The organism is Psychroflexus tropicus DSM 15496 (assembly GCF_000378765.1).
Classification (GTDB): domain Bacteria; phylum Bacteroidota; class Bacteroidia; order Flavobacteriales; family Flavobacteriaceae; genus Psychroflexus; species Psychroflexus tropicus.
Genome location: NZ_KB905343.1, coordinates 713,761 through 740,652, shown reverse-complemented (window position 1 = coordinate 740,652; position 26,892 = coordinate 713,761). Strand labels below are relative to the sequence as shown.

28 protein-coding genes are annotated in these 26,892 nt (G+C 36.6%); 22 read left to right on the top strand and 6 right to left on the bottom strand.

The window, feature by feature from the left end; translation table 11 throughout:
• Positions 1-37: 37 nt before the first annotated feature.
• Entirely contained in the window at positions 38-1,867 is a 1,830-nt protein-coding gene (locus tag F598_RS0108320) for a DNA polymerase III subunit gamma/tau (protein WP_019038585.1), read from the top strand.
• Between the two features lie 4 nt (positions 1,868-1,871).
• Positions 1,872-2,456, top strand: coding sequence for a MiaE family protein (locus F598_RS0108315; protein ID WP_019038584.1), 585 nt, complete (start codon positions 1,872-1,874; stop codon positions 2,454-2,456).
• Positions 2,457-2,658: 202 nt separating this feature from the next.
• Here the strand turns inward: F598_RS0108315 and F598_RS0108310 are convergent, their stop codons facing one another.
• The 3 genes from F598_RS0108310 to F598_RS0108300 form a co-directional block, all read right to left on the bottom strand.
• Positions 2,659-3,609, bottom strand: a complete 951-nt coding sequence (locus F598_RS0108310) for an aldo/keto reductase (protein ID WP_019038583.1) — start codon at positions 3,607-3,609, stop codon at positions 2,659-2,661.
• A 96-nt stretch (positions 3,610-3,705) separates the two neighbouring features.
• Positions 3,706-4,539, bottom strand: coding sequence for a lysophospholipid acyltransferase family protein (locus F598_RS0108305; RefSeq protein ID WP_019038582.1), 834 nt, complete (start codon positions 4,537-4,539; stop codon positions 3,706-3,708).
• 39 nt (positions 4,540-4,578) lie between these two features.
• A complete protein-coding gene (locus F598_RS0108300; RefSeq protein WP_019038581.1) occupies positions 4,579-5,217 on the bottom strand; it encodes an NUDIX hydrolase in 639 nt (212 codons plus the stop codon).
• Here F598_RS0108300 and F598_RS0108295 point away from each other — a divergent pair.
• On the top strand, positions 5,205-5,921 hold the full coding sequence (locus F598_RS0108295) for a peptidylprolyl isomerase (RefSeq protein ID WP_019038580.1): 717 nt from the start codon (positions 5,205-5,207) through the stop codon (positions 5,919-5,921). The two genes, F598_RS0108300 and F598_RS0108295, sit on opposite strands and share 13 nt — an antisense overlap.
• Before the next feature lie 2 nt (positions 5,922-5,923).
• On the opposite strand, the gene F598_RS0108290 is transcribed toward F598_RS0108295, so the two are convergent.
• The gene (locus F598_RS0108290) at positions 5,924-6,553 is read right to left on the bottom strand and encodes a trimeric intracellular cation channel family protein (RefSeq protein WP_019038579.1); all 630 of its coding nucleotides are present in this window, start codon (positions 6,551-6,553) and stop codon (positions 5,924-5,926) included.
• The gene (locus tag F598_RS0108285; protein WP_019038578.1) at positions 6,553-7,269 is read right to left on the bottom strand and encodes an RDD family protein; all 717 of its coding nucleotides are present in this window, start codon (positions 7,267-7,269) and stop codon (positions 6,553-6,555) included. Before F598_RS0108285 ends, F598_RS0108290 begins: the two co-directional genes overlap by 1 nt.
• Before the next feature lie 32 nt (positions 7,270-7,301).
• Between F598_RS0108285 and F598_RS0108280 the strand changes: the two genes are divergently transcribed.
• From F598_RS0108280 to F598_RS0108190, 19 genes are all read left to right on the top strand, one after another.
• Positions 7,302-8,270, top strand: a complete 969-nt coding sequence (locus F598_RS0108280; protein ID WP_019038577.1) for a stage II sporulation protein M — start codon at positions 7,302-7,304, stop codon at positions 8,268-8,270.
• A complete protein-coding gene (locus F598_RS0108275) occupies positions 8,251-9,132 on the top strand; it encodes a hypothetical protein (protein WP_019038576.1) in 882 nt (293 codons plus the stop codon). The genes F598_RS0108280 and F598_RS0108275 overlap by 20 nt, the downstream gene beginning before the upstream one ends.
• Positions 9,122-9,895, top strand: coding sequence for a DUF4129 domain-containing protein (locus F598_RS0108270; RefSeq protein ID WP_026302602.1), 774 nt, complete (start codon positions 9,122-9,124; stop codon positions 9,893-9,895). Before F598_RS0108275 ends, F598_RS0108270 begins: the two co-directional genes overlap by 11 nt.
• Entirely contained in the window at positions 9,888-11,075 is a 1,188-nt protein-coding gene (locus F598_RS0108265; protein WP_019038574.1) for a DUF4350 domain-containing protein, read from the top strand. Before F598_RS0108270 ends, F598_RS0108265 begins: the two co-directional genes overlap by 8 nt.
• Positions 11,076-11,078: 3 nt before the next feature.
• A complete protein-coding gene (locus tag F598_RS0108260) occupies positions 11,079-12,065 on the top strand; it encodes an AAA family ATPase (RefSeq protein ID WP_019038573.1) in 987 nt (328 codons plus the stop codon).
• The gene (locus F598_RS0108255) at positions 12,065-13,396 is read left to right on the top strand and encodes a DUF58 domain-containing protein (RefSeq protein WP_019038572.1); all 1,332 of its coding nucleotides are present in this window, start codon (positions 12,065-12,067) and stop codon (positions 13,394-13,396) included. The genes F598_RS0108260 and F598_RS0108255 overlap by 1 nt, the downstream gene beginning before the upstream one ends.
• The gene (gene rdgB, locus F598_RS0108250) at positions 13,393-13,965 is read left to right on the top strand and encodes an RdgB/HAM1 family non-canonical purine NTP pyrophosphatase (RefSeq protein WP_019038571.1); all 573 of its coding nucleotides are present in this window, start codon (positions 13,393-13,395) and stop codon (positions 13,963-13,965) included. Before F598_RS0108255 ends, rdgB begins: the two co-directional genes overlap by 4 nt.
• A gap of 68 nt (positions 13,966-14,033) precedes the next feature.
• Positions 14,034-15,785, top strand: coding sequence for a DEAD/DEAH box helicase (locus tag F598_RS0108245; RefSeq protein WP_019038570.1), 1,752 nt, complete (start codon positions 14,034-14,036; stop codon positions 15,783-15,785).
• A 62-nt stretch (positions 15,786-15,847) separates the two neighbouring features.
• Positions 15,848-16,618, top strand: a complete 771-nt coding sequence (locus F598_RS0108240) for a carboxypeptidase-like regulatory domain-containing protein (protein WP_019038569.1) — start codon at positions 15,848-15,850, stop codon at positions 16,616-16,618.
• Between the two features lie 11 nt (positions 16,619-16,629).
• Positions 16,630-17,307 carry a Sir2 family NAD-dependent protein deacetylase gene (locus F598_RS0108235; RefSeq protein WP_019038568.1) on the top strand — a complete coding sequence of 226 codons (678 nt, stop codon included), beginning with the start codon at positions 16,630-16,632 and terminating at the stop codon, positions 17,305-17,307.
• A 110-nt stretch (positions 17,308-17,417) separates the two neighbouring features.
• A complete protein-coding gene (purB, locus tag F598_RS0108230; RefSeq protein WP_019038567.1) occupies positions 17,418-18,755 on the top strand; it encodes an adenylosuccinate lyase in 1,338 nt (445 codons plus the stop codon).
• Positions 18,756-18,758: 3 nt separating this feature from the next.
• A complete protein-coding gene (gene menA, locus F598_RS0108225; RefSeq protein WP_019038566.1) occupies positions 18,759-19,670 on the top strand; it encodes a 1,4-dihydroxy-2-naphthoate octaprenyltransferase in 912 nt (303 codons plus the stop codon).
• Between the two features lie 62 nt (positions 19,671-19,732).
• Positions 19,733-20,614 (top strand): SDR family oxidoreductase, encoded by an 882-nt coding sequence (locus F598_RS0108220; protein ID WP_019038565.1) that lies wholly within the window; start codon positions 19,733-19,735, stop codon positions 20,612-20,614.
• Between the two features lie 86 nt (positions 20,615-20,700).
• Entirely contained in the window at positions 20,701-21,465 is a 765-nt protein-coding gene (locus F598_RS0108215) for a ParA family protein (RefSeq protein ID WP_019038564.1), read from the top strand.
• A 3-nt stretch (positions 21,466-21,468) separates the two neighbouring features.
• Entirely contained in the window at positions 21,469-22,368 is a 900-nt protein-coding gene (locus tag F598_RS0108210; protein ID WP_019038563.1) for a ParB/RepB/Spo0J family partition protein, read from the top strand.
• A complete protein-coding gene (locus tag F598_RS0108205; RefSeq protein WP_019038562.1) occupies positions 22,358-22,939 on the top strand; it encodes a DUF5683 domain-containing protein in 582 nt (193 codons plus the stop codon). Before F598_RS0108210 ends, F598_RS0108205 begins: the two co-directional genes overlap by 11 nt.
• Complete coding sequence (gene dapB / locus F598_RS0108200) at positions 22,940-23,656, top strand: 4-hydroxy-tetrahydrodipicolinate reductase (RefSeq protein WP_019038561.1); 717 nt, start codon at positions 22,940-22,942, stop codon at positions 23,654-23,656.
• 11 nt (positions 23,657-23,667) lie between these two features.
• The gene (gene lepB / locus F598_RS0108195; RefSeq protein WP_019038560.1) at positions 23,668-25,236 is read left to right on the top strand and encodes a signal peptidase I; all 1,569 of its coding nucleotides are present in this window, start codon (positions 23,668-23,670) and stop codon (positions 25,234-25,236) included.
• Between the two features lie 2 nt (positions 25,237-25,238).
• Complete coding sequence (locus F598_RS0108190) at positions 25,239-25,877, top strand: WbqC family protein (RefSeq protein WP_033408465.1); 639 nt, start codon at positions 25,239-25,241, stop codon at positions 25,875-25,877.
• Here the strand turns inward: F598_RS0108190 and F598_RS0108185 are convergent.
• Positions 25,861-26,892: an endonuclease/exonuclease/phosphatase family protein gene (locus F598_RS0108185; protein ID WP_019038558.1), complete on the bottom strand. Its 1,032-nt coding sequence runs from the start codon at positions 26,890-26,892 to the stop codon at positions 25,861-25,863. The genes F598_RS0108190 and F598_RS0108185 overlap by 17 nt on opposite strands.

The window sequence follows — 26,892 nt, the reverse complement described above, 5'->3', positions numbered from 1 at the left end:
CATTGCAGTATAACTATCATAAAACTATATTTGTGACATGGAACATTTTATTGTCTCTGCTAGAAAATACAGACCAGAAACCTTTGAGGATGTCGTAGGCCAAAAAGCAATCACCAATACTTTACTCAATGCGATAAATAATGATCATCTTGCACAAGCTCTGCTATTTACTGGGCCAAGAGGAGTAGGAAAGACTTCCTGTGCCAGGATTTTGGCTAAGAAAATCAATCAGGATGCTACCGATGACGAATCGACAGATTTCGCCTTTAATATTTTTGAGTTGGATGCGGCTTCCAATAATTCTGTAGATGACATCCGAAACCTTACCGATCAGGTAAGAATTCCACCACAATCTGGGAAGTATAAAGTCTATATCATTGATGAGGTACACATGCTTTCTCAGGCGGCTTTCAATGCATTCCTAAAGACTTTAGAAGAGCCACCAAAACACGCGATTTTCATCCTGGCGACCACAGAAAAACACAAAATCATACCCACCATTCTTTCGCGATGTCAAATCTTTGATTTTAAACGAATTACTGTCACCGATATCAAAGAGCACTTAGCAACTATCGCCCAACGAGAGGGTGTTGATGCAGAAGATGATGCCCTTCACATTATTGCACAAAAAGCAGATGGCGCCATGCGTGATGCGCTTTCTACTTACGATCGTGTAGTTAGTTTTAGTGGTAAACGCTTAAGTCGGGAAGCCGTTACTGAAAATTTGAATGTTTTAGATTACGAAACTTTTTTTAAGACGACAGATTTTTTACTGGAGAATAATATACCTGAGGTACTCATCTACTTCAATGAAATTCTGGCCAAAGGCTTTGATGGTCAACATTTTATTGCAGGTTTGGCTTCTCACTTTAGAGATTTATTGGTATCCAAAAATCAACAGACTATTGCACTGCTTGAAGTTGGTGAACAAACAAAATCGAAATATTTTGAACAGTCTCAAAATACTTCTTATGAGTTCTTACAAAGTGGCATTGACTTGGCAAATGCCTGTGATTTTAATTATAAATTGAGCCAGAATCAACGATTGCACGTTGAGCTTTGTTTGATGAAATTGGCATCGCTAACCGATCCCAATTCAACTGAAAAAAAAAAGACTAAACAGCGGATCTTAGGCCCAGATGAAGTAAAAAATGCTTCTAATGCTAACTTAGGCCATGAACCCTCCAAAGATACTAAAGAGAAGTCTACAAAATCAACTTCACAAACTCCTGAAGTAATAGATGATGTAGAAAGTGTTAAAAATACTGTTTATCAATATAATAAACAGGAAAAAAGTGATGCCTTAAGTTCATCACCTGCAGAAGAAAAACCTGTAGTAAAGCATTCCGAAGAAAAAGAGAAGGTGGATGAACCAAAACAGTCTCTGAAGCCAAAATTGGATCATATTTCCAAGAAAGTAAATGGACTTTCTATTAAAAGCATTCAGGAGAAAAAAAGACTGAAAGAGCAATTAAAAAAAGAGCAACCAGAGGAAGAACAGCTTACTTCAAAATTCACAGAGAAAGAAATGCTATCGGCCTGGAATGATTACATTCAAGTGTTGAGCAACAATGGGCAAAAAATATTGGCTTCGGTAATGGGGACTGCTCAACCAAAGCTTGATAATTTAACGATCTCCATGGAGTTGCCAAATGAGTCTATGAAAATCAATTTACAGCAAGGTCAGGGGGATTTGATGATGTTTTTAAAAGAACGCCTGCAAAACACCTTGATAGACCTCAAGATTTCTGTTAATCATAAATCCGAAAAAAAATACGTTTATACTCCACGTGAAAAGTTTGAAAAGCTGTGTGAGAAGAACCCGAATTTGGAACTATTAAGAACGACATTTGACTTAGATATATAGAATTATGCTTGGATTGAAATTACCTACAGACCCACGCTGGGCCAATATTGCAGAAAAGAATATTGATGAGATTTTGATAGATCACGCCTACTGCGAACAAAAAGCAGCTTCTACTGCTATATCACTTATCGTTTCATTTCCTGAATACACAGAGCTTGTTACCGCCATGACAGAGCTGGTACAAGAAGAAATGAGTCATTTCAAAATGGTTCATGATTTATTAAAAGAGAAAAATATCCCTTTAGGTCGTGATCGGAAAGATGCCTACGTAGCTCAATTGGTCACCTTTTTTCCCAAAGGGGGAAGCCGTGAAACGCAACTTGTTCATCGATTGCTTTATGCTGGTCTCATAGAGGCCCGAAGCTGTGAACGTTTTAGATTACTTTCTGAACACCTTAATGATGAAAAATTGAGACGTTTCTACAGAAAGCTCATGATAAGTGAAGCCAACCATTACACCATGTTTTTAAAATTTGCCAGACAATATCATGATGAGAACATCGTCAATCAAAAGTGGTCTGAACTTCTGGAATATGAAGCTAAAATTTTAGAATCCTTTCAAGAAGGCGCGTCAGTACACGGCTGGTAAGGTCATTTACTATTGTTTAAAAAGAAGCTGTCTCACAAACTTTATTTGAGTCAATTCGAGCGGAATAGAAAATCTGAGTTATTGAAATTCAAAGTACTTCGACTTCTCCTGCCTCTATCGTCTGCAAGGCTTACATATGAAATTCATCAATTGATCCTATTATGAGACAGCTTCTTTTTAGTGAAATAGACCTAACTAAAACTTACTCGTCATAAATATTAGAATACTTTCCATCTGAAGTTTCAAAAAACTTACCATTAACATATCTGTAATGGTTATCTAAGTCTTTCAGTTTTTGAAGATCCTCACCATCAAGATTCAATTTATAGCTTTCAAAATTTTGCTCTATCCGCCCTTCATTGGTAGATTTTGGAATCGTCGCTACCTGACGCTCCAGGTGAAATCGAATTAGAACCTGGGCAGGAGACACACTATGCTTATCTGCAATAGATTTTATAACATCATTTTCCAATAATGTAGGCTCATTATCTGCTTTCATGGCCTCAGTACGATCCTGACTACCCAGCGGAGAAAAGGCTGTGACCAAAATTTGATTAGCATGGCAAAATTCTACCAATTCACTTTGATGCAAATAAGGATGTAATTCAATTTGATTCATTTCCGGAATAAGATCTGTCTCCTTCATAAGATCTTGCAACTTCTCCTTGCTGAAATTAGAAACTCCTGCATGCTTTATTAGTCCTTCTTGCTTCAATTCAACCATTGCCTCCCAGGTTTCTGAAAGCGATACTTCATCAAGGGAAAGGAAATCATCATCAGACTCTGGAAAACCCTCTAAACCAGATTTAAAAGCCACTGGCCAGTGCATAAGATATAAGTCTAAATAATCTAATTGCAGGTCTTTAAGCGTTTGCATTAAGGCAGGCTTGACGTCTTCTTTTCGATGCGCGTTATTCCAAAGCTTAGAGGTAATAAATACGTCTTCACGCTTGATGTCGCCCTCCTTAAAAATCTCTGTAAGGGCCTCACCTACTTCTTTCTCATTATTATAAACTGCAGCACAGTCTATATGCCTATATCCAACTTTTAAAGCGTGCTTTACGGCATGCTTCACTTTACCGGGTTCAGACTTCCAGGTCCCTAATCCTATAGCATGTAAGGGGTCGTTATTTCTAAATTTTAGAGTATCCATAATTTAATTTTTTTCTAAATTATGTTCAACCATGAAAATTTCAAAATTTGAAATTGACTTTAGTCAAGATTTAACGCTGAAATTGAATTGACTTAACTATTTCTTTTTGGGCTTCTCAGCCTTATAATCAGAGCTATATCGACGTTGTTCATTGAGAGATTCGTGAGCTATAATCTCATCTTCTGGGATGACTTTCAAGAATGAAGGATGCTGTTCTATGGCGTATTCTATTTTTTTTACAATACTTTCAACTTCTTCATTTTCATAATCAATATCCATAGGTTCTTTGATGACCATAGATTGAAGGATATTTCTCTTTTTGATACGTATCCCCTTCTTATCAAACGAGCGTCTGAAGCCGTCAATTACAATAGGAATGACTATAGGTTTGTATTTTTTGATGATGAAAGCCGTTCCTTTCCTGATAGGCTTCCAGGGCTTGGTGGTACCTTGTGGGAAGGTAATGACCCAACCATCATTAAGTGCGGTTCCGATATTAGAAATATCGCTCATTTTAACTTGCCTGTTCACACTTTTACCATCTGCTCTCCAGGTTCTATCTATGCTAATCGACCCTGCATAAGCTAAAACCTTTGGAAGTAAGCCTTTTTTCATGGTTTCTGCAGCAGCCACATAATAAATATTCAGCTTAGGATTCCACAAATAGCCTACATTTTTAATACTATCTTCCCTCCCACTCAGTGAAGCGTTGAATACATGATACATGGCAACTACGTCTGCAAAATAGGTTTGGTGATTAGACACGAACAGCACGTTGCGATCTGGTAAATCTTTCAAAATTGAAGACCCCTCGATCTGTAAGTCATTAAATCCCTGATAGCGCTGATGAGTAAGCCCTCCCATGATCCTGATTAACCATTTTTTTAAAAATAGATAATGTCCAAAAGGATTTTTCTTAAATAAGCCCATACCTGATTTATTGTCCTGCAAATATACAGTTTTATAGCCTTATGCTATTCTAGAAAAAAGCTCGCGTATTTCGCTTAAAATCATAGCAGTAGCACCCCAGACTACATGACCTTTAAAATTGAATGCTGGAACTTCCACCTTTTTTGCATAGGAAGCTTCTATGATTTCACTCTTTAAATTAGACTCATCCAGACATAATTCGAGAGGCAATTCTATGAGTTGCTCGACTTCACTTTCCTGTAAGATAAATCTTGGTTCTTCATGAACCAGGGCGAGATAAGGATGAACTAAAAAATTGGAAGGTGGAATATATAACTCGGTCAATGGCTTTATAATTTCTACGCTTTTGGTTAACACACCAATTTCTTCTTGAGTTTCTCTTAAAGCCGTCTGTAATAAATCTCTATCTTGATCTTCATACCTGCCTCCCGGGAATCCAATTTGATTGGAGTGCACGCCCTTATAGGTCTTCCTTAAGATAAAAGCCATATGAGCTTGATTCGCTTTAGGGTAAATCAATGCAACTACACCAGCATAATTTGGATTTTCAAATGAATCATTAATCCGCTTTAACTCTTCTCTACGGAATTTAGGAGCAAGTTGATAATGATAATATTCGCCTGGAAGCTCTATTTTCTTTAATTTTGAAAGCAAATGCGTTACCGATGAAAAATCCATTTATTCTTTTGTGTCTGTGCTTAATTATAAGTTCTTGTCAGCAAAGTAAAGACAATTCGTCAAAAAAGAAAGAGGTTGAGATTGATACTTTAGATAAAACGATTGAGGTAAATATTCCATCCAATGGAGAAACTAATCGTGATTTGTCACAAATCAAGTTTGTAGAGCAAGAGCAACTCATGCCTTTCTTAAGGTCCTATGCCAAACAAAATCCTGAAAACGTCGTTGATATCATCACAGACCTGGGTACATTTACTGTTGAACTTTATCCTGAGCCCATCCTGCATCGTGCCAATTTTATTCGATTAGCAAAGCTTGGTTATTTTGATACTACTGTGTTTCACCGAGTGGATGATAATTTTGTAATTCAAGCAGGTAACAGTGACAGAATTGGAACTCATGACTTTAGAAGTGCTGTAGGCGATTATCTAATCCCCAATGAATTTACCAGCAAATACCCTCATGACTACGGTGCGCTTTCTGCCGCTAAATACGCCGAACAGAATGTGAGCAATGCCTCTTCTCCTTTTGAATTTTTTATAGTCACTAAACCAGATGGAGCCTACCATCTAGACGGAGATCACACAGTTTTTGGTCGAGTTATTGAAGGTATGGAAGTCGTTGAAAAAATAGACGATGTAGAAACCGACAAAAGTGAATGGCCACTAACCAATGTTGGTTTAGACATGAAGATTGTGGATTAATCTTACCAGTAGTCTTTGATGTCTTCATCTTTTTTATAGATTGAGGGTAAAGACAATTTGAAGATGACGGCCGACAGTCTAACCATGATAACGACTGTTCCTGATAGAATAAATATCAAACTTACCGGGAAATTCAATTTTAAAAACACAAAATAGCTTAAACCTCCAAGAATACAAGCCGTAGCATAAATTTCCTTTTGAAAGATTTGAGGAATATCATTACATAGAATATCGCGAATTACACCTCCAAAACAAGCACTCATTGTTCCTATGGCAATACAAATAATAGCAGGAAGCTCTGCAGACAAACCTTTTTCTACACCAACTACAGTATAGAGACCTATACCTAGTGTATCAAATAAAAAAAGAGATTTCCTTAAGTAGGATAATTTCTTTCTAAACACAACAGCCAGTACTGTGGTAAAGAAAATGACATAAACATAAGTCATATCCTGCATCCACATTACGGGATTACCAAGCAAAATATCCCGTAATGTACCTCCACCAACCGAAGTTACAAAAGCAATTATTAAAATCCCAAAGGCATCCATACGTTTTCGCAATGAGGTGAGCACTCCAGAAATAGAAAAGGCAATAACACCTAGTATGTCTAAGATCAATGTGTAATCCATCAATGTGTGCTATAATATTGATAATCCTTCAAGATTGTTTTTATAAAGGTTTGCGAGGACTGCTCTGTTTCTACGTGAATCTGCCGTTTTACTTTTTCGGCTAATTGTATTATAATAGAATGATCACCCTTCATCTGAGCTTTATCATAAATAACCTTAATCTTGCGGAGATCTTGGTCCTTTAACTGTGCTACCTGCGGATAAAGTGGTTTATAGTTATCATCGATTTCATAAAGGGGAATTTTTTTGAATCCTGTTTTTCGACGTTCATTGATTACCGTAGTTTTCGCAGCTATATCTCCCAAACGCTGCCCTTTCCCATTTAAAAGTATGGTAACAATAGCTATAGCTCCACTTGCCACACTTATTTCTATCAATCTAAATAACCAGCGAATTAAATAGCCGAAAAATTGAGGCTTAGAGCCATCCAAATTCACCACTCGGAGTTTCATAGAAGCTTTACCAACACTTTGGCCATTCATAAAAGTTTCCATCACCAAATGATATAAAAATGGTGGTAAGCCTAGAACTAATGAAGAGGCATAACCCGAAAAAGGAGTGACATCGGTAAGGCCGCTCATTATTGCTATCACTATAAACAGGTAAGCCATTACAATCATCAGGTCGATGAGGTAAGCTAAAATTCTATCCCACACTGTCGCTACACTTTGTTGAATCTTTACATTTTGTGCAGTTTCTATTTGAAAATGACTCATAGATTGTGTTTCTTTGGATAAATTATTAAAAAATGCGTGAGGCGGCTTTTGTCAAGCAAAATAAAGACAAATGGTTAAAATTCGAAAGGGTTGTGCAAAATAATATCAGTATTTCTCCCAGCCAACTTTCTTCACTGTACGTTGAACTTAGCGAAGACCTTAACTACGCTCAAACCTTTTATCCCCAAAGTGAAACCTTAGCCTATCTCAACGAATTATCTGCAGGCATTCACCAAAGAATTTATAAAACCAAAAAAGAATCTCGAAATAAGATTTATCAGTTTTACGCCAAAGAGTTTCCATTATTCTTTTATCAACATAGACCCACCTTACTGTTAGCCTTTTTAATTTTTCTAGGGTTTAGTATCGTTGGAGCATTTTCAGCAGCTTCAGATGATGGATTTGTGAGATTAATTTTGGGTGATGCTTACGTTAACATGACGATGGAGAATATTCAAAAAGGTGACCCGATGGCTGTTTACAAGCAGGCAAATCAAACCGACATGTTTTTAGGCATAACCATAAATAATATCAAAGTCTCATTATTGGCGTTTGTTGCAGGACTACTCGCTGGCTTAGGAACGATATTTATTTTGATGAAGAATGCCGTTATGCTTGGGTCTTTTCAGTACTTTTTTCATGAGCAGGACCTGCTTTGGGAATCTTCAAGAACCATATGGATTCACGGTACCATAGAAATTTCAGTTATCATCGTCGCCGGCTGTGCTGGACTGGTGATGGGAAAAAGCTTGTTATTTCCAAAAACTTACACAAGATTGCAGTCCTTCATACAAGGTGTAAAATCTGGCTTAAAAATCGTAATAAGCACCATTCCTTTTTTTATAATTGCTGGGTTTCTGGAAGGTTTTGTTACCAGGTTGACCAATATGCCCGACTGGCTTGCAATCCTTATTATTTGTACATCATTAGCACTTATTCTATACTATTACGTTATTTTGCCCCAACTTATCTATAAAAAACATGGAAAACAATTACATTAATTTCAAAAAAGAGCGCGATCTGGGTGCTATCATTTCAGATACTTTCAAATTTGTTCGTGAAGAGTATAAAACTATTTTTAGGCTTTATCTCAAACATGTAGGTTGGCTTTTGTTACTTATTGTTGCGGCGAGCACTTATTACCAATACGAGTCCTTGAGCATTACGGGCAATCTCGCCGATCCTCCTACAGATAATATTTTGATAGACATGTTTGCTTCGGCAGGTATTGCCATAGTGATATTAACTATTATTTCTATTGCCTATAGTGCATTGAGTGTCGTGACAATCAATAGTATCATTAAGAGCTATATTCAAAATCAGGGAGAGATAAAAGACGATGAAGTAAAAACGTTCATAGGTCGATATTTTGGAAATACTTTACTAAGTGTTTTTGCTGTTGGACTATTGGTCGGTATTGGCATTCTTTTGTGTTTACTTCCCGGCATCTACTTGGTTGTTCCCCTGTCTTTAATTTTCTCGGTAATTGTTTTTCAGGAAAAATCATTTTCAGATGCCTTTTCAGAATGCTTTCAGCTTATCAAACAAAACTGGTGGATTACTTTTGCTACTTTACTGGTCGTGACCATACTGATGTCTATTATTGGAACGATATTTCAAATCCCAGTCATCATTATGAGCGTATTAGAAACTGTAGTGTCATTGAGAGAAAATGAGGATGCAATTGGTACTTCAAACCTGGCTTCCAATTGGCTTTACTTAGTTTTTTATGTTATCGGAGCAATAGCTCAATACATCTTAAGTTTAATCACATTTATCAGTATTGCCTTCATCTTTTTTAACCTAAATGAAATTCATCACAAAACAGGAACACTAGAAGATATAGAGCGAATTGGAAGTTAGATCAACATTTTTTTTATATAAATTACTTATTCTGGTTTTGCTGGCTGGGTTCACCCCTAGCCAGATTTATGCTCAAATCGATGCTAATGGTGTAGACAGCTTAGAGAGCAGTCCTGTGGTTGTAGATTTTGACGAATCTATTATAAGGGCCTATCAAGAAGATGAGTCTTACAATTACTTTAAAACCATTGATGAAGAGTCCGCCTGGCAAAAACTAAAAAATTGGGTAAATCTTCAATGGAATACATTTTTAGAATGGCTGTTTTCAGACTTACCCGGAGGAAAGTTCTGGAATTATTTAGCCACTATACTTAAGGTCTTATTCATTTTGGGGGTAGTAGTTCTTATCGCCTGGCTATTTAATAAATACTATATCTCCAGCCCAAAAGCAGCACCAGAAGATCAAAGTGAAATCCAATTGTCTGAAGAAGAACGTTTGATCCGTCAAAAAGATTTAACGACCTTGATTGAAGAAGCCGAAAACAGGGAAGATTACAGACTAGCTTCTCGCTATTGGTTTCTAAACCTATTAAAGCATTTGAAGGATCAACAGTTGATTGAATATCAATTTCAAAAAACCAATGCAGACTACAAGGCTGAAATTTTGAATGATGATATTCAAGCTGAGTTTACTTACCTCTCTAGATTCTACGAATTTGTATGGTATGGTGATTTTGAATTAAAACCTTCTGATTACATGCAGGCTAAAAATCGGTTTAAGGAACTGAGGTCCTTGATCTTAAACACCAGTGCTAATGGATAAGAAAACGAAATCTTTTCTTTGGGGAACACTGGTGTTAATCATCCTGGTTATAATCATGGATGCCACAGCAGAAAAACCTATTGACTGGTCCCCAAGTTATTTACATACAGAAGATAAAGCACTGGCGACTGAAATTTTTCATGAAGGTTTAGAAAGTATGGCTTCAGATCTAAAACATCTATCTCGCCCCCCTTTTGAAGTGCTTCAGGATTCTTTATCAAACGGCACTTATTTTTTCATTAACCAATACGTAGGTCTTACCGATGAAGAAAGTGAAAAGTTACTTGATTGGGTCGCTAAAGGAAATACAGGATTTATATCTTCTGCCGGCATTTCAAAGCTTTTACTTGATACACTAGGTCTTGATGTGAGCTACTATGTGAGTAATACCCAAATTGAATATAAACCTCGCTTCAATTTAACCGATGAAACTCTCCGGTTGAATGACTATAAAATATCCAGACAGCCATTTGAATATCTTTATTTCTCAGAAATAGATTCAGCTTCCACAAAGTCTTTAGGTTTGGTAAAATCTGGTGATCAATCTTCAGATGTGCAAACGAATTTTGTGAAAGTCAAATGGGGAGAAGGAAGCTTTCTATTGCATCTTGCTCCTCAGGTGTATACCAATTATTTCATGGTAGAAGGCAATAATTCAAACTATACTTCCAGGACCCTGGGCTATATAGATCTCGATCGGCCTTTCTTTTGGGATGACTATTACAAATCTGGTAAAAAAGAAATTACTAATCCTTTGTATTATTTGCTTTCCAATACCTATTTAAGGTCTGCTTATTATCTAATTATTGTCGCTTCACTGCTCTTCGTTATTTTTGGAGGGAAGCGTAGACAAAGATCAATTCCTATCCTTAAACCCATACAGAATCGATCTTACGAATTTACTCAAACCATTGCCGGAATGTATCTCGATAAAAAAGATCATAAGGCTATCGCTCAAAAACAAATCAATAGCTTTCTGGAGCAGCTTAGATCGACCTATCAATTACAAACTCATACCATAGACACTCAATTTTTGAAGGACTTAGCGTTTAAAACGGGTAAAGATCCAGATGATTTGAAAAAATTATTTCAGTATATTGAACGTCTTAATACTGCTGAAACCATTAATCAAGACGATTTAAAACAATTAGATCAAAAACTCACAACTTTCAATAGATAGACTATGCAAGATGAAAACCCCATAGAATTCAATAATAGAATTCCGTTAGAAGAACTGAAATCCTCTGTAGACTCCATTAGTCATGAACTTTCTAAAGTCATTGTTGGACAGGAAGACTTTGTAAAATTACTCATTGTAGGTTTGCTCACCGATGGCCATGTGCTCATAGAAGGCGTACCTGGAATAGCAAAAACCATTACTTCAAAGTTATTTGCTAAGGCTATTCATACCGATTTCAACAGAATTCAATTTACTCCGGATCTCATGCCAAGTGATGTGCTGGGGACCTCAATTTTAAAAGCAGATCAATCTGATTTTGAATTCAAAAAGGGACCTATTTTTTCTAATATTGTGTTGATAGATGAGATCAACAGAGCTCCAGCTAAGACGCAGGCGGCCCTGTTTGAAGTCATGGAAGAAAAACAAATCACAATGGACGGCAATGAATACAAAATGCCACCTCCATTTATGGTTATTGCTACCCAAAACCCTATTGAACAAGAAGGCACATACGCTTTGCCAGAGGCTCAACTTGATCGATTTTTATTTAAACTAAAAATTGAATATCCAAACCTGGAAGACGAAGTTAAAATTATGAAACTTCAGCATGAGCGTAAATCTACTTTGGCCTTAGACCAGATAGAGCCTGTGATGTCTGTCGAAACTTTACTTAAATTTAGAGATCAAATTCATGATATTGTGGTGGAAGACAAGATCTTTGATTACATCGCAGAGATCGTATTGCAAACCCGTAAACATCCTCATTTAATACTTGGTGGCTCTCCAAGGGCTTCTCTTTCTATTTTAAAAGTGGCTAAAGCATTTGCTGCCACCCAGGGTCGTGATTTTGTAACACCAGAAGATGTGAAATCGAGTTTAAAACCTGTATTGAACCATAGAATAATTTTATCTCCCGAGAAGGAAATGGAAGGTACCACACCCGAACAAGTAATTGACCTTATCCAGAACACTGTTGAAATCCCTAGATAGTGAAACAATTTTTTGCTTCCCTTTATTTTGGTAAACGAGTATACACCATTTTGTATATCATTTCTGGTTTATACCTAATCTCCTTTTGGTTTCAAAGCCTGTATTTAATTAGTACAGGGTTACTATTGATATTTTGTGGAATTATTTTAGCTGAGCTTTTAAGGTTATACAGCGGCAATAAATTTTTTGCAAAAAGACTGTTGCCTGAAAAATTTTCTAACAGTGATTCTAATTCAGTTCATCTTCAATTTCAAAATAATTATGGTTTTGAGGTGGTGTTAGAAATCATTGATGAAATCCCACAGCAATTCCAAAAAAGAGATTTTCTAAAAATTCTTAAAGTACCAAGGCTATCCAAACAGAATTATGAGTATGCGCTCACACCCGTTAAACGAGGAGAATACTACTTCGGTTTCCTTAACTGTTATCTAAGTACTAAGTCAAAATTGGTCAAAAGACGGTATAGGTTTGAAAATAAGGCCTTGGTAAAAGTATATCCATCGTTTGTGCAAATGCAGAAGCTAGATTTTTTAGCAATGGATCAAAAAATGAGTTGGTATGGAATGAAAAAAATAAGAAAGATTGGTCATACCATGGAGTTTGAACAAATCAAAAACTATGTAACTGGCGATGATATTAGGACCATCAACTGGAAAGCAACTGCCAAGCACAATAGTCTCATGGTTAACCAATACCAAGATGAAAAGTCACAGCCTATTTATAACCTGATAGATGTAGGTAGAGTCATGCAAATGCCTTTTGAAGGTTTATCTCTTTTGGATTATGCTATCAATGCTACTCTGGCATTCAGCAATGTAGCTTTAAAAAAGAAAGACAAGGTAGGAATGCTCACATTTGCAGACCAGATTGCCAATTTTATACCTGCTAACTCAAAAAAAACTCACTTAAATACCCTTTTAGAGGCTTTATATGGGATCTCTACTAATTTTTTGGTATCAGATTTTAATAGGCTTTACGCACATAGTAGGAGAAAAATCACTCAAAGGAGTTTACTCATGTTATACACTAATTTTGAACATATTACCAGTTTAAGGAGACAACTCCCCTATTTGAGAGCTTTGGCAAAATCTCATCTGTTGGTGGTTATTTTTTTTGAAAATACAGAACTCGATGAACTTGCTAACAAACAAACATCTAATCTTACTGAAATTTACGAAAAAACGATTGCTCAAGAGTTTGTTTATGACAAACGACTAATGGTTAAGGAACTAGAAAAAAATGGAATTCAAACCGTATTGACTAAACCGAAAGACTTATCTGTGAATACCATCAATAAATATTTGGAAATAAAAGCTAAAGGATTATTATGACGCTACTTTTCGCCACGCATAACCCAAACAAAGTAAAGGAAATCCAGAACATGCTGCCAGATGATATTCAGGTCAAATCTCTTACCGATATCGGATTTCATGAAGAAATAATAGAAGACGGAGATACCATTGAAGCCAATGCTGCCATAAAAGCGACTAAGGTAGCTGAACTTTTTAACCTTCCTTGTTTTGCAGATGATACAGGTCTGGAAGTTGAGACGCTTGATGGTGAACCAGGGGTAAAATCTGCAAGATACGCCGGTGAGTTCAAAAGCGATGAGGCCAACAAGAAAAAGCTCTTGTCCAAATTGAGTGATAAACCCGACCGATCTGCTCGGTTTAAAACTGTTATTGTGTTTAAAGATGCTGACAAGGAATATAGCTTTACTGGAATTTGTGAGGGTGAAATTACCCTAAAAGAGTCTGGAGAGGGTGGCTTTGGCTATGATCCAATTTTTAAGCCTAAGGGCTATTCTCAAACCTTTGCAGAAATGCCTGCTTCAGAAAAAAACAAAATTAGTCACCGCAGTTTAGCCTTTCAAAAACTTATCGCATTCCTAAAGACCTAAATTAAAAGCAAATACTTCATATAACCAATTTAGGAATACGTACCTTTGCACCTATTTTTAAATTACATATGACTACATTTGAATCATTAGGCTTAAGCCCTGAAATCTTGAGAGGAATCGAAGATTTAGGATTTGAGTCCCCGAGTGAGGTACAGGCTCAGACCATACCTATCTTGCTCGAAGAGCCTACCGATATGGTAGCGCTAGCCCAAACAGGTACAGGAAAAACAGCAGCATTTGGCTTTCCTTTAATTCAGAACATCGACCTTAATTCTAAGAAAACACAAGGGTTAATTCTTTCGCCAACTCGGGAGTTGTGTATGCAAATTACCAATGAACTCAAGCAATATGCTAAGTATTATCAAAATCTAAATACAGTGGCGGTTTACGGTGGTGCCAGCATTACCGATCAAGCCAGACAGATCAAAAGAGGCGCTCAAATTATTGTAGCCACTCCGGGTCGTATGAAGGATATGATCCAGAGAAACATTATCGACATATCTAGCATCAACATCTGTGTGCTCGATGAAGCGGATGAAATGTTGAATATGGGCTTTTTTGAAGATATTAAAGAAATATTATCTCATTCTTCAGAACAAAAAAATACATGGCTATTTAGTGCAACGATGCCCAAAGAGGTATCGATGATTGCTAAAAAGTTTATGAAAGCACCTAAAGAAATCACTGTAGGGCAAAAAAACATCTCTACTAAATCAGTTAGCCACGAATATTTTATTGTTGGTGGTCGCGATAGATACAGTGCTGTAAAGCGCATTGTCGACGCTAACCCTGATATTTATGCGGTTATCTTTTGTAGAACCAAAAGAGACACACAGAAGGTAGCAGAAAAGTTGATTGAAGATGGTTATAGTGCTTCTGCTATTCATGGAGATTTGAGTCAGGCTCAGAGGGACATGGTTATGAATAGTTTTAGAAAGAAGCAAATTCAAATGCTTGTGGCTACAGACGTTGCTGCTAGAGGTATTGATGTGGATGACATTACACACGTTATCAATTACCAGCTTCCGGATGAAATTGAAACCTATACTCACCGTAGTGGTAGAACAGGAAGAGCTGGTAAAGAAGGAAAATCTTTGGTTATTGTTACCAAAAGTGAAGTAAGAAAAATCAAACAAGTTGAGCGAATAATCGGTCAAAAGTTTTCTAAGGAAGACTTACCAACTGGTGATGAGATCTGCCAAAAACAATTGTTTCATCTTGCTGATGAGATCAAAAGCACTAAAATCAACACTGAAATTGATGCCTTTATTCCAGACTTAGAAGCTCAATTTGAAGATTTGAGCAAGGAGGAGCTCATCAAAAAGTTCTTTTCTGTAGAGTTTACACGTTTTCACAACTATTATAAGAATGCTCCCAAAATTGTCCAGCATTCAGTGGATGACGTTAATTTCTCTGCAAGAGATTATGGAGATGAGACACGCTTCTTTATCAATATTGGAGAGAAAGATGGCTTCAACTGGATGTCATTAAAAGACTTTCTCAAGGAGCAATTGAATCTGGATCGTGAAGGTGTGGCCAAAGTCGATGTAAAAAACACGTTTTCGTTTTTTAATGTCGCAACTTCTGATGTAGAAAAAGTTCAAAACACCTTTGAAACTTTTATGCTGAAGGGTAGACACGTGAATGTTGAAATTACCAAAGATCAAAAAAGTGGTGGAGGACGTAAAAGTGGCGGAAGTCGCAGAGACCGAAAACCCAAAAAACGTTTTGATAAAAACAAATCTTCTGGTTTTAAAGGTAAAAAAGCTGGAAGTTCCAGTGTAAAGAGTTCTTTTGAGCGTCGGAGAAAGAAGAATTAAGTAAAGCTTAAAAATGTCATTTTGATTCAATGCTATTGAATCAAAATGACTACTTTTAACATATGAGTATAAGACATTTATTAATTTATCTAAGTATTGCATTAATCTCCATAACTTCATGGAGTCAAGATGCAGAATTGGAAACCATTTCGGGTGTAGTCCTCAATGCGGCTAATGATAAGCCCTTGGAAAATGTAAATATCGTCAACATCAATACGGTAAAAGGGTCTACAACCAATAAAGAAGGCCAGTTCCGTATAAAAGCTAGAATAAACGATACGCTTTATCTTTCTTATTTGGGCTACAGATCCATTCAAGTTAAAGTTACTGAGGATTGGACTAAGTTTGGTGATGTAAAGATTAAGATGACCGAGTCTGCTATCGCTTTAGAAGAAGTGAAGCTTAAGGAAATCCAGTTGACGGGTTACCTCGAGATTGATGCCAAAAATATACCTATTTACGATAATTATAGATATAGTATTTCTGGTTTAGACTATGCTTACGAGGGAGGTAATTATCAAAAAAGTGCAATTTCGAAGGTTTTACAATCTATCTCAAACCCAGCTGATTTGCTTTATAAAACTTTTAGTAAAAAGGATAAGCAAATGCGTCGTTTGAGGAAAATGAAAGCTAACCAAAGCATTAAAGAAATACTTCAGGATAAATTTGACAGAGAAACGCTTTCAGCCGTCCTTCAAATTAGTAAAGACGATATAGATCAGGTTTTAGAACGCTGTAACTATTCCAGAGATTTCATCACTACTGCTAACGACCTACAAGTTCTTGATGCCATCAACGGCTGTTATGAAGAGTACAGAGCCATAAACAGATAAACCTTCTAATTTTGAACCATATAAGCGTACTTACTGGAGCAGGAATAAGTGCAGAAAGTGGTGTAAAAACTTTCCGAGATCATGATGGTCTTTGGGAAGGTCATGATGTGATGCAGGTCGCATCACCTCAAGGTTTTCAAAACAATCCTGAATTGGTTCTTGATTTTTATAATCAAAGGCGAAGACAATTAAAAACTGTAGAGCCCAATGAGGCTCATAAGCGACTAGTCGACTTAGAAACTTTGTATAAGGTTGACATTATCACTCAGAATGTGGACGATCTGCATGAGCGTGCAGGAAGTTCCAATATCATTCATCTTCATGGTGAGTTGATGAAAGTACGTAGTGTTGAAAATGAAAACTTAATTTATAAGTGGACAGAAGACTTGAAGCTTGGAGATGTCAATACTGAAAGACATCAACTAAGACCTCATGTGGTGTGGTTTGGTGAAGCAGTTCCTATGATGGAAAAGGCGATCGAAATTATTCAAGATACCGATATTATTATCATTGTTGGCACTTCGATGCAGGTCTATCCGGCCGCTGGTCTTATCGATTTTGCACCCGAACAAACCCCTATCTATTTTATAGATCCCAACCCCAACGTCTCAGAGTCTAATCAGATTAAAATTTTTGCTGAAAAGGCTTCTACTGGGGTGGATAAAGTAGTCTCAAAATTGATGGCTTAGTAATTATTCTCGGCATTTGTCTTCACCTACAGCTAAGAAAACTTAATCATTTTTACTTAAAAATATAGCCCCTAAAGCTTATATTTGCTAGCTAAATTAAAATCCGATTCATGAATCCTCTTGATGCCATTTCACCTATTGATGGTCGATATTCAGCGAAAACCAAGTCGCTAAGTAACTTTTTTAGCGAACATGCCCTAATAAAATACAGAGTACGTGTTGAAATTGAATATTTCATCGCTTTATGTGAATTGCCTCTTCCACAACTTAAAGCCGTTGATAAAGCTTTATATCCAAGTTTAAGGTCTATTTATTTAGACTTTTCTATTGAGGATGCAGAACATATCAAATCGATTGAAAAAGTAACCAATCACGATGTTAAGGCTGTTGAATACTTTATCAAGGAGCGCATGGATCATTTGAACTTAAAAACGTCCAAAGAGTTCATTCATTTTGGGCTTACCTCTCAGGATATTAATAACACCGCAGTGCCTTTAAGTTTATTGGAAGCTATTCATCAGGTTTATGTTCCAGAACTAGAAGCTGTTGTAGAAAAAATAAGCGATAAGGTTAAAGACTGGAATGATATTCCTATGCTAGCCAGAACTCACGGACAGCCTGCCTCTCCAACACGTTTAGGAAAAGAAATGGAAGTTTTTGTTGTAAGATTGAAAGAACAATTAAATCAACTTATAGCTATACCTTCATCAGCTAAGTTTGGTGGAGCAACAGGTAATTTTAATGCTCATAAAGTAGCCTATCCTGAAATTGACTGGAAAGCCTTTGGAAAAGATTTTGTAGAGTCCAGACTCAAATTAAAACACTCCTTCCCTACTACTCAAATAGAACACTACGATAACATGGCTTCCATGTTTGATGCCATGAAGCGAATCAATACCATTCTTTTAGACTTCGATAAAGACATCTGGAGTTATGTATCTATGGATTACTTCAAGCAGAAAATTAAAAAAGGGGAAGTTGGTTCTTCGGCAATGCCTCATAAAGTCAATCCCATCGATTTTGAAAATTCTGAAGGAAATCTTGGTATCGCCAACGCGCTACTTGAACATTTGTCTGCAAAGCTTCCAGTTAGCCGTTTACAACGTGACCTTACTGATAGTACGGTTTTACGAAATATTGGCGTTCCATTAGGACATATGCTTATCGCCTTAAAATCCACCAATAAAGGACTTTATAAGCTGGTTCTGAACGAAGATAAATTAAAAAGCGATCTCGAAGACAATTGGGCGGTAGTTGCTGAAGCTATACAAACTATATTAAGAAGAGAAAATTACGAGAATCCTTATGAAGCGCTTAAAGGCTTAACTCGTACTAACAGTAAAATAAATAAAGAAAGTATTTCTTCTTTTATTGAATCTTTGGACGTTACTGAAGCCATAAAAAAGGAGCTAAAATCTATCACCCCCTCAAATTATACTGGTATATAAGCTATGACGAAAACCGTAGCCTGGATTTCTGCAGCACGTTTGCGAACCTTACCTCTATCTCTTTCAGGAATTTTAGTAGGTTCTGGTGTAGCGTTTGTTCATGCTGAATTTAACTCTACCATCTTCTGGCTGGCTATTGCCACCACTTTGGGACTTCAAATTTTATCCAACTTTGCCAATGACTATGGCGATGGTGTTAAAGGAACTGATAATACTGATAGAATAGGTCCCATGCGAGCTCTGCAAAGTGGAGTTATTACGGATCGAGAGATGAAAAAGGGGATGATTATCACTACAGTCCTTACGGCTACATCTGCTCTCACGCTTATTTATTTCAGTTTTGGAAAAGATAACTTTTTATTGAGCCTTTTATTTATAGGACTTGGTATAGCTGCCCTAGTTGCCGCTATCAAATATACCGTAGGAGATTCAGCTTATGGCTATCGTGGTCTTGGAGACGTATTTGTATTCATTTTTTTTGGATTGGTTAGCGTTTTAGGCGTTAATTTTTTAATGATAAAACAACTGGATTATTGGTTATTGTTGCCCGCCAGTACCATTGGTTGTTTAAGTAGTGCTGTATTAAATCTTAATAATATGAGAGATGAATACAGCGACAAAAAATCTCAAAAGAATACTTTAGTAGTCATCTTTGGTAAATCCTTTGCCAAAATCTATCATACCATTTTAATCGTTTTAGCCCTCCTGGGTTTCTACTTCTTTTTGATTACTTATCCGGCATTTCAAAACTCTTTAATACTTGTAAGTCTATTAGCTTTCATGCCAATATTAATACATTTAAAAAAGGTTTTAAAATATAAAGATCCAAGAACCCTCGATCCTGAATTAAAAAAAGTGGCCTTAAGTACGTTTCTACTCTCTCTTTCTTTTTTTCTGATTTTATGTTTTAGCTGAAATTGAATTTAAAGATAGCTTGACATTGAAGGTTTAATTTGTAAATTGGAAAAAAATAATCAATGGATTTTAAAAAGAAAATGTTACGTGATGATGCCCTACAAGGCAAGACGATAATTGTAACTGGTGGAGGCAGTGGATTAGGTAAATCTATGTCTACCTATTTTATGGAACTTGGAGCCAACGTAGTTATAACCAGTAGAAATTTAGAAAAACTCAAAACTACAGCCGCTTCTATGCAAGATGAAACGGGTGGGAAGTGTCTTCCTGTTAAATGCGATGTAAGGAATTATGGAGAAGTAGAGTCTATGATTGAAAAAGCACATGAGGCTTTTGGAGAAATAGACATTTTATTGAACAATGCAGCAGGAAACTTTATATCTCCTACCGAGAGACTATCTGCAAACGCCTTTGACACCATCATTGACATTGTCCTTAAAGGCTCAAAGAATTGTACTTTAGCCATGGGAAAACACTGGATTGATAAAAAGCAAACTAATAAAACGGTACTTAATATTGTGACCACTTATGCCTGGACAGGCTCCGCCTATGTGGTACCAAGTGCTACTGCTAAAGCTGGGGTTTTAGCCATGACAAGGTCTTTGGCTGTAGAATGGGCTAAATACGGTATTCGATTTAACGCCATAGCTCCTGGTCCTTTTCCAACAAAAGGCGCCTGGGACAGACTTCTTCCCGGAGACTTGAAAGAAAAATTCGATCTGGCTAAAAAAGTACCTCTCAAAAGAGTAGGTGATCATCAAGAACTTGCTAATCTAGCTGCTTACCTGGTTTCTGATTTTGCACATTACCTGAACGGAGAAGTCATCACTATTGATGGTGGAGAATGGCTTCAAGGCGCAGGACAGTTTAACCTACTGGAAATGGTTACCCCAGAAATGTGGGATCAGCTTGAACAAATGATCCGAGCCCAAAAGAAAAAATAAAAATAGACTTAGAGATCAAATCTTGATAAGGCATATTTGTATGCCATAATTAATTGTAATTTTACAACTCATAATTTAGAAATTTAATGGGGAAAATAATTTCGATTGCAAACCAAAAAGGAGGTGTAGGTAAAACAACAACAGCAGTTAACCTTGCAGCAGCTCTAGGTGTTTTAGAAAAGAAAGTCTTACTCATCGATGCAGACCCTCAAGCGAATGCAACGTCGGGCTTAGGTATCGATATTGAAACCGTAGATCTTGGTACTTACCAACTTTTAGAACACACTAAGAATGCTGAAGAAGCTATTATAGAAACCGACTCTCCTAACCTGGAATTGATTCCGTCCCATATAGATCTTGTAGCCATAGAACTAGAATTGGTTGATATGGAAAGAAGAGAGTATATGCTTAAAGATGCTCTTGAATCTATCAAGTCTAAATTCGATTATATATTGATCGACTGTGCACCATCCCTAGGGCTTCTTACTTTAAATGCACTTACGGCTTCAGACTCTGTGCTTATTCCTATTCAATGTGAATATTTTGCACTGGAAGGTTTGGGAAAATTACTTAATACCATTAAAAGCGTACAGAAAATTCATAATCAGCAATTGAGTATTGAAGGACTATTGCTTACGATGTATGATTCAAGATTACGCTTGTCCAATCAGGTAGTTGAAGAAGTCAAAAAACACTTCAATGATATGGTGTTCGAAACAATTATACAACGAAATGTACGTTTAAGCGAAGCTCCGAGTTACGGAGAAAGTATAATAAAATATGATGCAGCGAGCAAGGGTGCTAACAACTACCTAAGTCTAGCTGAAGAAATCATCAAAAAGTCAAAATAATTCATGGCCAAAACGACAAAGAAAAAAGCGCTAGGAAGAGGCCTCTCGGCCTTATTGAACGATCCTGAAAATGATATCAAATCTGCAGAAGATAAGAACGCCGATAAGGTAGTGGGCAATATTGTCGAATTGAGCCTTGAAGCTATAGAAGTCAACCCTTTTCAGCCTAGGACAAGTTTTAGTGAAGATGCGCTTAAAGAATTAGCTTCTTCTATAAAGGAGCTAGGAGTTATTCAACCCATTACCGTTCGGAAATTAGATTTCAACAAGTACCAACTGGTTTCTGGTGAACGACGTTACCGGGCTTCTAAAATGCTTGGTCTTGAGACGATTCCTGCTTACATCAGAATCGCGAATGATCAGGAGTCTTTGGAAATGGCTTTAGTTGAAAATATTCAGAGACAGGATTTAGATCCTATTGAAGTCGCTCTTTCTTACCAAAGGCTTATTGATGAGATTGATCTGACCCAGGAAGAGTTGAGTGACAGAGTAGGAAAAAACAGATCCACTATTGCCAATTATTTAAGACTCTTAAAGCTTGATCCAATCATACAAACAGGCATGCGAGATGGGTTTTTGAGTATGGGTCATGGTCGGGCACTTATCAATATAAACAATACCGATGTTCAGCTTCAAGTTTACGAAAAAATCTTAAAGGATAAACTTTCAGTTAGAGAGACCGAAGCATTAGTCAGAAAGATGCAGGATGGAACTAATTCCAAAGAAAAAGAAAAACCAAGAGTCGATGAAAAAAAGCAAAAAGCTTTAAAACAAATATCCTCTTATTTTGGCGCTAAAGTGGAATTGAAGGTCAACAAAAAAGGTAATGGTAAACTGATTGTACCCTTCTCCTCTGATGAGGATTTTCAAAGAATTAAAAAATTAATTCAGGGTGACTCATAAACTGCTCTACTGTCTTCTATTTGTTGTAGGTGTAGTCTTTTATTCCAATGGACAGGAAAAAGACAGCTTGAATGTTGAAAGTTCCATGACTTCTACTAAAGATGCCTTCAAGCTTGACCTTTATGACCCACTGGCTCCAGCAAGATCTGCCTTTTACTCGGCTGTACTACCAGGTTTAGGACAGGCCTATAATGGCAGTTATTGGAAGATACCACTGGTATACGCTGGAATTGGGACCAGCTTATATCTTGTTTTTCAAAATGACAGTGAATATAATAGATACAGAGATGCCTATAAGAGACGTCTTGCTGGTTTTACAGACGATGAGTTTCAGGGCGTCCTACAAAACGATGCACTCATCAATGCTCAAAAGCAATTCAGACAAAATAAAGAATTTGCTATTCTGGCGACAGTAGCCTTTTATTTATTAAATATTGTAGATGCTAATGTAGATGCCCACCTCAGACAATTTGATGTCTCCAAAGACTTATCTTTGAAGCCTAATTTTGAACCTAATTATTTAAGTGGTAACATAGACTATGGCTTAACTTTAAATTTTAAATTTAACTAAATGAAACTTGCAATACTCGGCTATGGTAAAATGGGTAAAACCGTAGAGAAAATCGCAGCCTCAAGAGGGCATGACATTGTTTATATCTCTTCTGGAAAATTGGAAACTAATCTGCTAAAGGCCGCCGATGTCGCTATTGACTTCAGTGTTCCAGAAGCCGCTTATACTAATATTACAAAATGCTTAGAATTAGATCTTGCTGTTGTTTCAGGAACAACTGGCTGGCTGGATAAATTCGACGATGCCGTGAAGTTTTGCAAGTCATCGTCTGGTAGGTTTCTGTACGCCTCAAATTTTAGTGTGGGAGTTAATGTTTTTTTTGAATTAAACTCCTATTTAGCCAAGATGATGGCTGGTTTAAAAGAATATGAAGTGAAGCTGAAAGAAATTCATCATCTTGAGAAAAAAGACGCTCCTAGTGGGACGGCTATCAGCCTAGCTGATCAGATTATCGAAAAAACCAGTTATGAGTCCTGGGATCATCCTCCAAAAGATAGCAAAACATCCATAGGCATCGAGGCTGAAAGAGAAAAAGGAGTCTTTGGCTACCACGATGTAAGTTATAATTCTGAAATCGATAGTATATCAATTGCTCATAATGCGAAATCGAGACAGGGTTTTGCTCATGGCGCTGTAATCGCTGCAGAATGGATTCTTAATCAATCCAGCGGACACTACAGCATGAAAGATGTCCTTCAACTTAACACAACAACTTAAATTTTTGGTCAATGTCATTTACAGATATACTTTTATTTATTCTCTTTATACAAGTTATCCACTTCTTTGGAACTTGGAAGCTATACCAAAGTGCGGGTAAACAATGGTGGGAAGCAGCCATACCTATCTACAATGCTATTATCCTTTTTAAAATCATCAATAGGCCTTGGTGGTGGGTGTTTTTAATATTTATACCCATCGTCAATCTTATTATGTTTCCTGTGATTTGGGTGGAAACGGCCAGAAGTTTTGGTAAAAATTCTACGAAAGATACCATACTGCAGCTGGTTACATTAGGGCTATACACTTACTATATCAACTACTTTACAGAACACAATTATATTGAAGAGAGAAGCCTGAAAGCTACCACCAAAACTGGGGATTTTGTAAGTTCAATCTTATTTGCTGTGGTTGCAGCTACGATTGTCCACACTTACATTATGCAGCCTTTCACTATCCCCACCTCCTCTTTAGAAAAAACACTTCTCGTTGGAGACTTTCTGTTTGTTAGCAAATTCCACTATGGAGCAAGACTCCCTCAGACGGCCATCTCCTTTCCAATGGTGCATGATACAATTCCTTTGGTAGGAGTAAAGTCTTACACCAATTCTCCTCAATTACCATATTTAAGGTTACCTGGATTTCAAACTATCCAACGTAATGATATTGTAGTTTTCAACTGGCCAGTAGACACTGTTAGAATGTTTAGAGATCGCTCTGGCAGACATTATGATAAACCAGTTGATAAGAAGTCCAATTACGTGAAAAGAGCTGTTGGTGTGGCCGGAGATTCTTTAGAGATCATCGATGGTAAAATCTATGTCAACAACTCTCCCTTAGTATTACCGGACCGTGCTAAGCCTCAATATTCCTACTTGGTTCAAGGAAAAGGACAAGGTTTCAATATGCGCAGTCTTATTGAAATTTACGGCATAACCGATGGATTACAATGGGTAGATAGAGAACGAGATCTTTATAAAGTAAACGCTATTACCGAAGAAAATCTGGTTAAATTCAGAAACCATCCCAATGTGAAATCAGTTCAAAAAATAATTTCACCGGAGGGTAAGGCAGAATCCGGTATTTTTCCAAACAATGGTAAAGTAGATTGGAACAAAGATAATTTTGGGCCCATCTATATCCCAAAAGCTGGGAAGAGTATTGAATTAAATTTAGAAAGCTTTTCGCTCTACAGAAGAATAATTGAGGTCTATGAAGGCTCAGAGATGGGAATAGATAATCAATTAGAAGTTAGAGGATCTCAGGTCTATCTCAATGGCAACCCCATAAACGAATATACTTTTAAGCAGGATTATTACTGGATGATGGGTGACAACCGCCATAACAGTGAAGATAGTCGCTATTGGGGATATGTTCCTCAAAATCACGTGGTGGGTAAACCTGTCTTTATTTGGATGAGTTTAGATGGAAATGCTGGCAGCCTTATGGAAAAAATAAGGTGGGAGCGCTTGTTTACCACCGTAGGTGGCGAAGGTAAACCTACCTCCTATTTGGTTTATTTTCTAATTGGAGTTGTTTTGATTATTGGATATAATTATTTCATCAAAAAGAAAAAATAATCTTGAAATCCATTTTAATCCATCCCTGCTATTTTGGACCTATAGATTTGTATGCTGTTTTAGCACAATCTAGCGGATTTGTTATGGAGAAACATGATAATTACCAAAAACAAACTTATAGATCCAGACAGTACATCTATGGAGCTAATGGAAGCCTACTGCTTAATATCCCTATAAAGCATAGGGCTCAAAAAACGGACAAGCATCAAAGCTATCAAGACATACGCATAGAAAATGCTTTTAAATGGCAAAGATTACATTGGAAATCCTTTGAAGCTGCTTATAGAACATCTCCATTTTTTGAATTTTATGAGGATGAGTTCATAGACTTATTTACCAAAGAAGCGACTTTCCTCATGGATTTCAACTTAAAGTGTATGGAAGTGGTTTTTGAGTGTCTAGGGCTTGACTTTAATTTTGATTTTACCGAGGAGTTTAAAATGGCTCCAGAAACACTTAATGATCAACGAGACTTAGTAAATTCAAAAAGAGAAACTAAAGCTAATCTGGAAAACTATATTCAGGTTTTTCAGTCTAAGCATGGGTATATCCCCAATTTAAGTATCCTCGACTTACTATTCAATAAAGGGCCTTCAGCTTTGGAATACCTACAATCTCAAAAACTTAGTCTTCTAGAATAAAAGTAGCCATGATGGGGTAATGATCTGAAAAATTGACATTATAGTTTTTGAAATCTACACTTTTTATTGAACTCTCGTTATAAATCGCATCTATTCTTAAAGGGAGAAAATCAAAATCAAAAGTTTTGCCTAACCCATAGCCAGACATTATGAAAGCATCTTCGAGATTATGCTTCAGTATCTTATTGGAGACGTAGGAAAACGACGTATTATTCATGTCTATACAAACAATTTTAGGAAGCAGTGTAGCTTCAAAATTGTCTGTCAACATTTTAGCCTGTTCCTGTTGTTTTACAAAAGACTTCCCTACTCTATTGATGAGTTGTTGGCGATTTTCTTTATTTAATTCCTTAACGTCTGGAATTACTTTTAAAGATTCCAGGTGAGCGGCATAAACTCTTAGAGTATCTTGACTGATTACAACATCAGAAAATATAGCATTGTTATGTGTATTGGGGAAATCAATTGTTCCTGTATTGATGATTTTATATTTACTAAAAATAGCTATACCAATTTTGGAAGATGGCGTTTTAAATTTTTCAAACCGATAAGGGTAGGCATCCATGTTTAAATCATCTGCCTGAATATAATCCTGAAAAGCAACGATATCCGGATCTTCGTTGGCTATGAAATTCGAGATTTCTAATGCTGCATCAATATCTTTTATCCAATTATATTCATTGAATAAACGCACATTATAGCTCATTACTTTGAGACCATTTGCAGTAATAGAGTCAGCATTGGTATTAAAAACAATGATTTTGTTGACATAAGAATAACCACATATGACTAAAATAAAGGAGACTAAGAAGTGAAGCTTGAGTCTAATCATCCAATAAATAGCAAAGAAAAGATTGATCAACATAAAGACTGGCAGACCTAAATTCAGAATAGATAAAAAGGCAGAGAATTTGGGGGGAACTAAAGGTAGAATGTAGGCAATGAGTAAACATATTGCAAAAAACATATTAAATACAAAAACCACCTTCTGAAAAAAATTGAGCTTAGATTTCAT

Coding starts and splice junctions, on each gene's coding strand:
- F598_RS0108320 (WP_019038585.1), top strand. CDS start 38: ATGGAACATTTTATTGTCTCTGCTAGAAAATACAGACCAGAAACCTTT.
- F598_RS0108315 (WP_019038584.1), top strand. CDS start 1,872: ATGCTTGGATTGAAATTACCTACAGACCCACGCTGGGCCAATATTGCA.
- F598_RS0108310 (WP_019038583.1), bottom strand. CDS start 3,609: ATGGATACTCTAAAATTTAGAAATAACGACCCCTTACATGCTATAGGA.
- F598_RS0108305 (WP_019038582.1), bottom strand. CDS start 4,539: ATGGGCTTATTTAAGAAAAATCCTTTTGGACATTATCTATTTTTAAAA.
- F598_RS0108295 (WP_019038580.1), top strand. CDS start 5,205: ATGAAAAATCCATTTATTCTTTTGTGTCTGTGCTTAATTATAAGTTCT.
- F598_RS0108300 (WP_019038581.1), bottom strand. CDS start 5,217: ATGGATTTTTCATCGGTAACGCATTTGCTTTCAAAATTAAAGAAAATA.
- F598_RS0108290 (WP_019038579.1), bottom strand. CDS start 6,553: ATGGATTACACATTGATCTTAGACATACTAGGTGTTATTGCCTTTTCT.
- F598_RS0108285 (WP_019038578.1), bottom strand. CDS start 7,269: ATGAGTCATTTTCAAATAGAAACTGCACAAAATGTAAAGATTCAACAA.
- F598_RS0108280 (WP_019038577.1), top strand. CDS start 7,302: ATGCGTGAGGCGGCTTTTGTCAAGCAAAATAAAGACAAATGGTTAAAA.
- F598_RS0108275 (WP_019038576.1), top strand. CDS start 8,251: ATGGAAAACAATTACATTAATTTCAAAAAAGAGCGCGATCTGGGTGCT.
- F598_RS0108265 (WP_019038574.1), top strand. CDS start 9,888: ATGGATAAGAAAACGAAATCTTTTCTTTGGGGAACACTGGTGTTAATC.
- F598_RS0108260 (WP_019038573.1), top strand. CDS start 11,079: ATGCAAGATGAAAACCCCATAGAATTCAATAATAGAATTCCGTTAGAA.
- rdgB (WP_019038571.1), top strand. CDS start 13,393: ATGACGCTACTTTTCGCCACGCATAACCCAAACAAAGTAAAGGAAATC.
- F598_RS0108245 (WP_019038570.1), top strand. CDS start 14,034: ATGACTACATTTGAATCATTAGGCTTAAGCCCTGAAATCTTGAGAGGA.
- F598_RS0108240 (WP_019038569.1), top strand. CDS start 15,848: ATGAGTATAAGACATTTATTAATTTATCTAAGTATTGCATTAATCTCC.
- purB (WP_019038567.1), top strand. CDS start 17,418: ATGAATCCTCTTGATGCCATTTCACCTATTGATGGTCGATATTCAGCG.
- menA (WP_019038566.1), top strand. CDS start 18,759: ATGACGAAAACCGTAGCCTGGATTTCTGCAGCACGTTTGCGAACCTTA.
- F598_RS0108220 (WP_019038565.1), top strand. CDS start 19,733: ATGGATTTTAAAAAGAAAATGTTACGTGATGATGCCCTACAAGGCAAG.
- F598_RS0108215 (WP_019038564.1), top strand. CDS start 20,701: ATGGGGAAAATAATTTCGATTGCAAACCAAAAAGGAGGTGTAGGTAAA.
- F598_RS0108210 (WP_019038563.1), top strand. CDS start 21,469: ATGGCCAAAACGACAAAGAAAAAAGCGCTAGGAAGAGGCCTCTCGGCC.
- dapB (WP_019038561.1), top strand. CDS start 22,940: ATGAAACTTGCAATACTCGGCTATGGTAAAATGGGTAAAACCGTAGAG.
- lepB (WP_019038560.1), top strand. CDS start 23,668: ATGTCATTTACAGATATACTTTTATTTATTCTCTTTATACAAGTTATC.
- F598_RS0108185 (WP_019038558.1), bottom strand. CDS start 26,892: ATGAAATCTAAGCTCAATTTTTTTCAGAAGGTGGTTTTTGTATTTAAT.